General features: G+C 55.4%; 9 protein-coding genes. 7 read left to right on the top strand and 2 right to left on the bottom strand.

Annotated features, from left to right (window positions below; all coding sequences use genetic code 11):
• Positions 1 to 203 (bottom strand): hypothetical protein (locus tag AAE045_RS20175; protein ID WP_455549229.1); only part of this gene is annotated, 203 nt, incomplete at its 3' end.
• A gap of 502 nt (positions 204 to 705) precedes the next feature.
• On the opposite strand from AAE045_RS20175, the gene AAE045_RS20170 reads away from it, so the two are divergent.
• The gene (locus tag AAE045_RS20170) at positions 706 to 1692 is read left to right on the top strand and encodes an IS110 family RNA-guided transposase (RefSeq protein ID WP_455549228.1); all 987 of its coding nucleotides are present in this window, start codon (positions 706 to 708) and stop codon (positions 1690 to 1692) included.
• A gap of 22 nt (positions 1693 to 1714) precedes the next feature.
• On the opposite strand, the gene AAE045_RS20165 is transcribed toward AAE045_RS20170, so the two are convergent.
• On the bottom strand, positions 1715 to 2893 hold the full coding sequence (locus tag AAE045_RS20165; protein ID WP_455549227.1) for an oligogalacturonate lyase family protein: 1179 nt from the start codon (positions 2891 to 2893) through the stop codon (positions 1715 to 1717).
• Between the two features lie 242 nt (positions 2894 to 3135).
• On the opposite strand from AAE045_RS20165, the gene AAE045_RS20160 reads away from it, so the two are divergent.
• The 6 genes from AAE045_RS20160 to AAE045_RS20135 all read left to right on the top strand — a co-directional run bounded on the left by AAE045_RS20160 (position 3136) and on the right by AAE045_RS20135 (position 9586).
• Positions 3136 to 4695, top strand: a complete 1560-nt coding sequence (locus AAE045_RS20160) for an MFS transporter (RefSeq protein ID WP_455549226.1) — start codon at positions 3136 to 3138, stop codon at positions 4693 to 4695.
• A gap of 184 nt (positions 4696 to 4879) precedes the next feature.
• The gene (glgS, locus tag AAE045_RS20155; RefSeq protein ID WP_455549225.1) at positions 4880 to 5083 is read left to right on the top strand and encodes a cell surface composition regulator GlgS; all 204 of its coding nucleotides are present in this window, start codon (positions 4880 to 4882) and stop codon (positions 5081 to 5083) included.
• Between the two features lie 342 nt (positions 5084 to 5425).
• Entirely contained in the window at positions 5426 to 6334 is a 909-nt protein-coding gene (gene murQ / locus AAE045_RS20150) for an N-acetylmuramic acid 6-phosphate etherase (protein ID WP_455549224.1), read from the top strand.
• 1 nt (position 6335) lies between these two features.
• Positions 6336 to 7781: a PTS N-acetylmuramic acid transporter subunit IIBC gene (gene murP / locus AAE045_RS20145; protein ID WP_455549223.1), complete on the top strand. Its 1446-nt coding sequence runs from the start codon at positions 6336 to 6338 to the stop codon at positions 7779 to 7781.
• 181 nt (positions 7782 to 7962) lie between these two features.
• Positions 7963 to 8256, top strand: coding sequence for a helix-turn-helix domain-containing protein (locus AAE045_RS20140; protein WP_202301455.1), 294 nt, complete (start codon positions 7963 to 7965; stop codon positions 8254 to 8256).
• Positions 8257 to 8260: 4 nt separating this feature from the next.
• Positions 8261 to 9586, top strand: coding sequence for a type II toxin-antitoxin system HipA family toxin (locus AAE045_RS20135; RefSeq protein ID WP_455549222.1), 1326 nt, complete (start codon positions 8261 to 8263; stop codon positions 9584 to 9586).
• The last annotated feature ends 126 nt before the right edge of the window (positions 9587 to 9712 follow it).

Below are 9712 nucleotides of genomic sequence, written 5' to 3'. Positions count from 1 at the left end.
GCCAGCCATGCCTCGCTGTCGTCCTCATCCTGGCAAAAAAACTGCACTACCCAGGGGGCGCGTTCCTGCTCGTCAAACGCATCCTGTAGGGCATAGGTGATGACATCGCGCGCCTGTTCAAGAAAAGCCTGTGAGCGGCCTTCAGTTCCCAGCGGCAGCATCTGCGAGGGGGGCAAAAACTCTACCAACGGCAGCCAGTGCACAAATGATGGACCATTATGTTAACTAGCATTCAGCGTGTGTTGGGTGAGGTCGTTGCGTTCTCTCATGGCGCGCACCCGGCAGCGCATACTACGGACGGGTGTAGTAGGGGAACACCGTGCTGTAGCCGAGAACGGGCCACATGGAAGAGGTTGCGCTGAATTACGAGAAGATCACTCATCTTTATAAAGACGGCAACTACGAACTGAATCCTAACCCCGCTGGTAGGGTGGAAAAGCGATAGCGTCTTCCACCGTCTGGGATTTACCGGCGGATGGCGCTGTGCTTATTCGCCCTTGTACCTTGGACCGGTAGCTGGTTAGCTACCGGTTACACGAAACGGAGGAAGCTTGTATCCGCCCTGAAGACGCCGATCTTTCTTCGTAGCTTAAGCCCTCCGTTTCACCTTTCACGTCACTCAAAATCCGAACGGTAACCATAAGCTCTGACTTCGTATGTACAAGGCTGGAATGACGTGTTGGCTCAGGTGAAAGGAGGCAAAATATGTTCACTCTCGGTATTGATGTCAGTAAAAATAAAATCGATATCTGTCTGCTTGCTGCTGGTGTAAACGGCAAGAAAAAGCACAAAGTTCTCACCAATAAACCCGGCGTAGCCCAGAGGGTCACGGACTGGCTCGATGCCCCGAAGTACCCGTCCGACAGCGTCACCGTGGTACTGGAAGCGACCGGTATCTATCACGAGAATCTGGCATACGGTCTTCATGATGCCGGTGTTAAGGTCTGCATGGCCAATCCTCACCGCGTGCGCGAATTTGCCTGCGGGATGGATATCCTCACTAAAAATGACAGGGCTGATGCCTTCGTTCTGGCCTGTTACGGCGAGCTGAAACATCCGGATGTCTGGGTGCCGCCATCGCCTGAAGTTCGCAAGCTTAGAGCACTCCTGCGTCAGCGCGATGCGCTGAAAGAAGACGTTCAGCGGACAGCAAACCGGCTGGAAAAAGCCCACTCCACGGCCACACCGCGGGAAGTTATCACCTCGCTCCAGCGTACTCACAGCTGGTTGAGCGATGAGCTGGAGCGAACAGAAAAGCTCATTACAGACCACACGGACAACGATCCGGGGCTGAAAGCAGATCTTGAGCTGCTGAAATCGATCAAGGGTGTGAAGGATCAGGTTGGCCGGGAAATGCTGGCTATCCTGAAAGACGGTGCGTTCAGAAGTGCCTCGCAGGTGGCGGCGTATCTGGGCATCACACCGGTGGAGAAAACGTCGGGAAGCTCGGTGCGTGGGCGTCCTCATATGTCGAATACAGGGCCGTCGGGGATAAGAGCGAAGCTGTATGTAGCGGCAATGAGCGCCAGCCGGTGGAATAAACCGGCGAAAGAGATATACGAAAGGCTGATAGCGAGAGGAAAGGCGAAGAAGGCGGCGCTGGGTGCAGTAATGCACAAGCTGGTGCACATGTGCTTCGGGGTGCTGAAAACACGCCTGCCATGGGATGAAAATTATGCAGCTACCGCTTGACGTTCAAGACGGTAGCTACGAACTAAGAATTTAAAGATCCAAGCACCTCTTCCGAAACCTCAGCCAGATATAACGCAGGAAGCCCCTCGAAGTCCGACGTGAATAACACGTGGAGGTTGTCCGGTGTGAAGGACGGATGCGGGTGCGTGACCTGGCGGTCGCCGTCCAGTACTTTCCACGAGCTGTTGTGCGCGGCCAGCGGGGTGTATTTGCTGGTCTTCGCGTCGAAGATGTAGAGCCACGGATCGTTTTCGATGGTGTGGCTGGCGGTGTCCTTGACGTCTACCGGCGTGCCGGAGCCGTCGCCGACCAGCAGCGTGCCGTCTTCGTTGCTCATCAGGTGCGAGCAGTTGGGCATGATCATCATCGCGCTGTCTTCGCCCGTCTGCGGGTCGAAGCGGCGGATGCAGCGGTCGCTGCGGCCTTTCTGGTACGAGACGTAAATCAGCGCCGAGCCGTCCGGCACCCAGAATTCGTGCGTGCAGCTTTCTCCTTCCGCGTGCTCTTTCACCTTGCGCACGTTGCTGCCGTCTTCGTTCACCAGCCACATGCGGGCGTCAACCAGGTCGTGCGGGCCTTCGTGGCAGAAGGCGACGGTGCCGTCGTCGAACGGGCGATAAATCGGGTGGCCAAGCCAGCCGTTCTCTTCATGAATAACGCGGGATTTGCCGCTGTGCAGGTCAACGCGCAGCAGGCGGCAGTGCGGCCTGCGGTGATAGAACTCCTGGAAGATTTTCCAGTCCGAGAGCGGCGTCCAGTCTTCGCGGGCGATCTCGATGCCGACCAGGCTGGTGCATTCGCTGTTGGCTACCCAGGTGCCGTAGCCGACCCACTCTTCGGGGACCCGGTAAACCGTCCGTTCGCTGAAATCCGCCAGCGAAACGCGCTGGAGGCTGCGTTCGTTTTTAACGTAGTAAAGATGCCGGTCGTCCGGCGAGAGGAAGCCGCCAAAGGTGTTATCACCCGGCCCCTCCGTCAGCTGCACCGCCTTTTGGGTGGTTAAATCCAGCAGGTAATAGTTGCGGCTGCCGTCGAACTCCCCGGCAAACAGCAGGCGGCTGCCGTCGCGGGTGAAGCATTTCTGGTAGAAGTAGTTGCGGTGGCACAGCACGTCCGCTGGCGTCAGGCGTGTAACCATCACGCCGGTCCGCGCATCTTTCACGCTATGGAAGTTAAACTGGATCTCAGAACCCTTTGCCATTGCCCCTCCGTCATTCGTTAACTGAAATGTCATTTCATTTATATAAAAACACGCTACCACCAAAAAATAATCTCGTCCTTCTCCCGGCGATTAATCTGTTACCCGCGTTGCAAAAACGGATGAAAAACCATCGCCAGCTGGTTTAACTGTGAGCAAATTCACAACAATGCCGGCCATTGCATCCTATAAAACGCAGGGTCTACAAAAATAAAACAACGGTTTAATTTATCTCAGGGGTAACGATGACAGCGGAAAAACCCATTTTATTCAGGCATCAGCTGGCCTACGGCGGGGGCAACCTGCTGGGGAGCGGCGCGTTAGCCATCGCCGGTATCTGGCTGCTCTATTTTTACACGACCTTCTGCGGCCTGACGCTGCTGGAGGCGTCGGCCATCTTCTCCGTCGCCAGCATCATCGACGCCATCAGCAATCCGCTGATGGGCTACCTGTCGGATAACTTTGGCAAAACCCGCCTCGGTAAACGCTTTGGCCGCCGCCGCTTCTTTATCCTGCTCGGCATCCCGCTGATGCTGGTTTACCCGCTGCTGTGGGTCGAGGGCTTCGGCTTCTGGTACTACCTTTCCACCTACGTGCTGTTCGAGCTGATTTACACGTCGGTGATGGTGCCGTACGAAACCCTCGCCACGGAAATGACCACCGACTTCTCGGCGCGCTCAAAGCTCACCGGCTATAAGGCGATCTTCGGTAAAATCGCCAACTTCCTCGCCGCGATCATTCCCGGCCAGTTCATTCTTCTTTATGGCAAAGACTCCGCGCAGCCCTTCTTCTATACGGCGCTCACCTACGGCGCGATCCTGTTCGTGGCGATAGGCATGCTTTACCTCTCTTCATGGGAGCGACCGGTGGAAGAGACGACGCCTGTGGACGAGAAGAAAATGACGCTCGGCAAAACTATGCTAACGCTGCTGCGCGACATGAAATCGACCTTCCACCTGCGTGTGTTCCGCAAGCATCTGGGCATGTACCTGTGCGGCTTCGGGGCGGAGTGGCTGTTCGCGTCGATCTTTACCTATTTCATTATCTTCGTGCTGCAGTACGACCCGGCGATGGTGGCGGGGCTGAGCAGCCTGAACTCGATCCTGCAGCTTTGCTCCACGGCGATCTTTATCGGCATCTGCGTGAAGCACGGCTTCAGCAAGCCGTATATCCTGGCGCTGGGGATCGTGGTGTTCACGGTGATCTGCTACAGCCTGCTGCACTTCCTGCATCTGCCGCAGCAGTACGCCACGGCGGCGATGCTGACCATTACGGTGGTGTTCGGCATCGGCACCGGCGGCGTGTATTACATCCCGTGGACGGTTTATACCTTCCTGGCGGATATTGACGAGGCCTTTACGGGCCGCCGCCGCGAGGGAATTTACGCGGGGGCGATGACCTTCTCCGGCAAGCTGATGCGCTCGGTTATCGTCTTCGTGATGGGGGCCATCCTCAGCTTCTACGGCTTCCAGTCCAAATCCCACACCCAGCCGGAAAGCGCGGTCACCGCCATTGCCGTGGTGTTCTGCGTGGGCGTGGTGGCGCTGGCGTTAATGGCGATGGTGTTCAGCGCGCAGATGAAGCTGAACCGCAAAACGCACCTGGTGGTGCTGGGCGAAGTCGCCAGAATCAAGGCGGGCGGACAGATAGCCGATATCGAACCGGACGTTCGCGCGGTGATGGAAGAGCTGATCGGCTATCCGTATGAAGAGTGCTGGGGCAACAGCAAGGTATGCCGAAAAATCTTCGATACGCCAGCCGTGGAGGTAGCAGCGCCTGCTCCGGTGAGCCTGACGCGCCCCTGATAGCTGAAGCCTCAGGCGGCGTGTAACCTTTGTTTTTGTGAGGTTGCTCAAAGCCTGAGAGATCGCTGTTCTGTTTATGGCAAAACCCGCATCAATCCCTCAAAAAACAATTCGGGTCAGGCTAATACTGAAGTCAGTAAAGCATATGACCTGAAAAGAAAATAAATCACCGGAGGGATATGCGATGAATCAAACGAACCTACAGGCAGTAAAAAACTTCGACTTTCTGGCCCGCAGCTTTGCCCGCATGCAGGCATTAGGGCAGCCCGTCGATATCCAGGCCGTCACCGGCAATATGAGCGCCGAGCAAAAAATCTGGTTTTGCGAGCGCTATAAGCAGTACTGCCGCCAGGCAACCAGCGCGCTTGAGCTTGAGCTGGAACATTAATCACTTCACCCAACGGGCCTTCGGGCCCGTTTTTCATTCTCTGTAATCTGGTTTTGTAGGGGGGATAAGCGTCGGCGCCATCCACCGCATACGCCCGTGGTGTCGGGAGACGCTGCGCTTTCCCGACCTACGAATTCATCACGCGGCTCTTTTCGTCGCATCTGATGTAATAAAAAATTCCATTAAATAAAATTATTGTTTATTAGATGGTTGCAATTATCTTGAGGCGAAAAACTCAATCTAATACTTTCAAACTGCCGGGCCTGCGTGATAAACATCACTGTAATTGAATAATTTATTCCTTATCATGCTGCTCATCGCAACCCAACGGACGTTCTACCCATGAAGATCAACTTAAACAAACTGGTTACCGAAAGCCGCAACCCGGCAAGCGCAGAAATCGACACCCTGCCAACTCTCGACATGCTCGCCGTCATCAACCAGCAGGACAAGCTGGTGCCGGTTGCCGTGGAGGCAACGCTGCCGCAGATCGCGCAGGTGGTTGATAAGGTTGTTGAGGCGTTCGGCCGTGGCGGCAGGCTGATTTACTGCGGCGCGGGTACGTCCGGGCGTCTGGGGATTCTGGATGCGAGCGAGTGCCCGCCAACTTACGGCACGCCGCGCGAGCAGGTGGTTGGGCTGATTGCGGGCGGGCATCCCGCTATTTTACAGGCGGTAGAAAACGCCGAAGACAGCCGAGAAATGGGCGAGCAGGATCTGCGGGATCTTAATTTTAACGATCGGGATGTGCTGGTCGGGATCGCCGCCAGCGGGCGCACGCCGTACGTGCTGGGGGCGATGGCCTATGCAAAAAGCGCTGGCGCAACCGTTGCGGCCATCTCCTGTAACCCCGGCAGCGAAATGAGCCAGGCGGCAGATATCGCCATCGAGCCGGTTGTTGGTGCGGAAGTGGTGACCGGCTCCTCGCGCATGAAGGCGGGCACGGCGCAGAAGCTGATCCTGAACATGATCACCACCGGGGCGATGATCCGCAGCGGCAAGGTTTACGGCAACCTGATGGTGGACGTGGAGGCGACCAACGCCAAGCTCCTCCAGCGGCAGGTCAACATCGTGGTGGAAGCGACCGACTGCACGCCGGAAGAGGCCCAGAAGGCGCTCGGCGAATGCAGCCGCCACTGTAAAACCGCCATTCTGATGATGCTGAGCGGCCTGTCGGCTACCGATGCGGGGGCGCTGTTAGCCAAACATCAGGGCTTCATCCGTAAAGCGTTGCAGGGGATCACAACATAACATGGCAAAAATCACCGGCCCGATGATTGACGAGATCCTGCGCCTGACGGGCGGCGGCGAAAATATTCTGATCTGCGGCAACTGCATGACTCGCCTGCGCTTAACGCTTAAGGATCGTCAGCTTATCCGGATGGACGAGCTGAAGAAGATCCCCGGCGTGATGGGCGTGGTCAACGGCGACGACCAGCTGCAAATCATTCTAGGCCCTGGCAAGGCGCAAACCGCCAGCGAGATGATGACCGCGAAGCTGGCCGACGGCACCCGGCCGTCAGGGGAAGAGAACGCCGATCTTCAGGCGACGGCGCGCCAGAACAAGCAGCAGATGAAGGCGAAGCAGAACAGCGCGGTGCATAACTTTTTGACGAAGTTTGCCACCATCTTTACGCCGCTCATTCCAGGGTTTATCGCCGCGGGCCTGCTGCTGGGCATCGCCACGCTGCTGCAACAAACGCTGGTGGTGGACGGCGTGACGACCGCCGCCTGGCTGACGCAGATGATTGCCTACATGAAGGTGTTCAGCATCGGCCTGTTTACCTTCCTGAGCATCCTGATCGGCTACAACACCCAGAAAGCCTTTGGCGGCACGGGGGTGAACGGCGCGATTATCGCCTCGCTGTTTATCCTGCGCTACGTGCCGGAAGGGACGGTGGGCTACTACGCGGGGATGGATAACTTCTTCGGCATGGCCATCGACCCGCGCGGCAATATTATCGGCGTGCTGCTCGCCTGTATTCTGGGCGCGTGGATTGAACGCCAGGTGCGGCGGGCGATCCCGGATAATCTGGACATGATCCTTACTTCGACCATCACGCTGCTGATCACCGGTGCAATCACCTTCGTGGCGATTATGCCGATAGGCGGGGAGCTGTTTAAGGGCATGTCCTGGCTGTTCCTGCATCTGAACGGCAACCCGTTCGGTACCGCGCTGCTGGCCGGGCTGTTCCTGATAGCCGTGGTGTTCGGCATCCACCAGGGCTTTGTCCCGGTCTACTTCGCGCTGATGGACGTGCAGGGCTTTAACTCCCTGTTCCCGATTCTGGCAATGGCCGGAGCAGGGCAGGTGGGGGCCGCGCTCGCGCTGTTCGCCCGCTCGCCAAAAGGCTCCACGCTGCGCACGCAGATCAAAGGAGCGATTTTCCCTGGCCTGCTGGGCATTGGCGAACCGCTGATCTACGGCGTCACGCTGCCGCGCCTGAAACCGTTTATCACCGCCTGCATCGGCGGCGGCGTGGGCGGCTTCTTTATCGGCCTGGTCGCCTGGCTGGGCCTGCCGGTAGGCCTGAACACCGTGTTCGGCCCGTCCGGGCTGGTCTCCATCCCGCTGATGACCTCGGGCCAGGGCATATTCGCGGGTATGGCGGTCTACGTTGCGGGAATTCTGATTTCTTACTTCGCGGGCTTCGTGCTCACCTGGTTCTTCGGTAGCAAGAATGTTGATTTGAGTTGATGCAGGTATTTCTTCGTAAAATTTTATACTGGCGAAGGATTATATAATTGCATAGAAAACAGCCTGCGGGCTGTTTTCTGTTTTTACAGCTTCTGAGTTGTTTTTAGCGATCACAGTCTATAAGCTGTAAACTCGAAATACAGCCTATAATGTGTATGTGAAGACTTTATACGAGCCGCTAATGAACCCAAACTTTCCAGTTAAAACTCTAAATCAATTGCGCCCGCTGCTGGTGGGATTCCGCAAAGCCAGAGGCATGACGCAAAAAGAAGTGTCGGAAAAACTTGGCGTCACGCAGCAGACCTATGCTCGACTTGAAGCTAATCCCTCTGCGTCCAGCATCGAAAGATTGTTTCGGGTCTTTAACGTCTTAGGCATTGAAATGGTACTTGTTGATGAGTCGGGTTCGGCTGGCTTCGCGAAGGAAGAGCGGCAGGATTACTCAGACTCACCTGCCCGGCGAGAGGAGTGGTAAGGCTATGCGGCGGATACAGCATCGTTTAGCTATCTGGATGAACGGCATCCAGGTTGGCTTCTGGGAAAGGCAGAAAGGCGAAGAGTGGTTAACGTATCTTCCCGCGTGGGCTGCGGATGAGCAGGGAAGAGCACTGTCACTTTCTTTACCCTTTCTTCCGGGGAATGAATCTCATCGAGGCGAAGTCGTCCGCAACTATTTTGATAACTTACTGCCTGACAGCGAAGGGATTCGCCGACGTCTGGCAATACGTTATCAGGCCAAAAGTACTGAACCATTCGACCTGCTAACCGAGGCAGGTCGGGATTGTGCCGGAGCCATTCAGTTACTTAAAGAAGGTGAATGGCCGCAGAATGTTTTTTCAATTCATCAGCGCCCGCTCTGCGAAGCTGAAATAGCAGCCATGCTGCGCAATACAGGAGCAGTAGCGTTTTCAGGCGAAAGTGCTGAAGACGCTGACCTGCGCTTATCAATAGCAGGGGCGCAGGAAAAAACAGCGTTATTGTGGCACAACGCTCAGTGGTGTTTGCCTGCGGGAAATACACCAACAACGCATATTTTTAAATTGCCGATGGGTTTAGTGGGCAATATGCGGGCTGACATGAGTACTTCTATCGAGAATGAATGGCTGTGTTCTCTTATCGTCGCAGAGTACGGATTATCCGTAGCCAAAACTGAAATTGCTCGATTTGAAGACCAAAAAGCGCTCATCGTTGAGCGATTCGATCGTCGTTTGTCCTCAGACGGTAAATGGTGGGTTCGGCTTCCTCAGGAAGATATATGTCAGGCTATGGGCGTTTCTCCGTTACGTAAATACCAGGCGGATGGTGGCCCTGGAATTACCGACGTAATGACGATATTGAGCCGATCCGAACATGCTTCTAAAGATCGGTACGATTTCTTCAAAGCTCAGATCGTATTCTGGATACTGGCCGCAACTGACGGACATGCAAAGAATTTCAGCCTTGCCCACCTTCCGCAAAATCGTTATCACCTGACGCCGCTCTACGATATTTTGTCCGCGTGGCCGGTAATCGGCCGGGGTAACAATCAGGTATCCTGGCAAAAATGTAAGCTAGCGATGGCTGTCCGTGGCAGCGGCAACTATTACCTTATTCATAAGATTCAGCGCAGGCACTGGATAAAACAGGGCGAATTAACCGGTTTGAGCCACGAGGAAGTAAATCAAATAATTGATGAGGTCATTACCGCTACGCCAAAAGTTATCGACAGGGTAGCGAACGCAATAGCGTCACCCTTTCCTCAACAAGCCGCAGAATCAATATTTAATGGCATGATGGAACAGTGTGGACGTTTAACGAAAGGCTAGAGCTTATTCCCATCTCCCGACTATCCTTCCCCGAATTTCATCTAAGGACATAAAAGCATTAGCGATAATTTTTAATTCTTTTATGTCCGGACGCTTGCCAGGAATACTGCGATCTCACCTTTGAGC

Origin of the sequence: Dryocola clanedunensis (assembly GCF_038405435.1) — a bacterium.
GTDB classification, from domain to species: Bacteria; Pseudomonadota; Gammaproteobacteria; order Enterobacterales; family Enterobacteriaceae; genus Dryocola; species Dryocola clanedunensis_A.
This window is presented reverse-complemented; position numbering and strand designations above follow the sequence as displayed.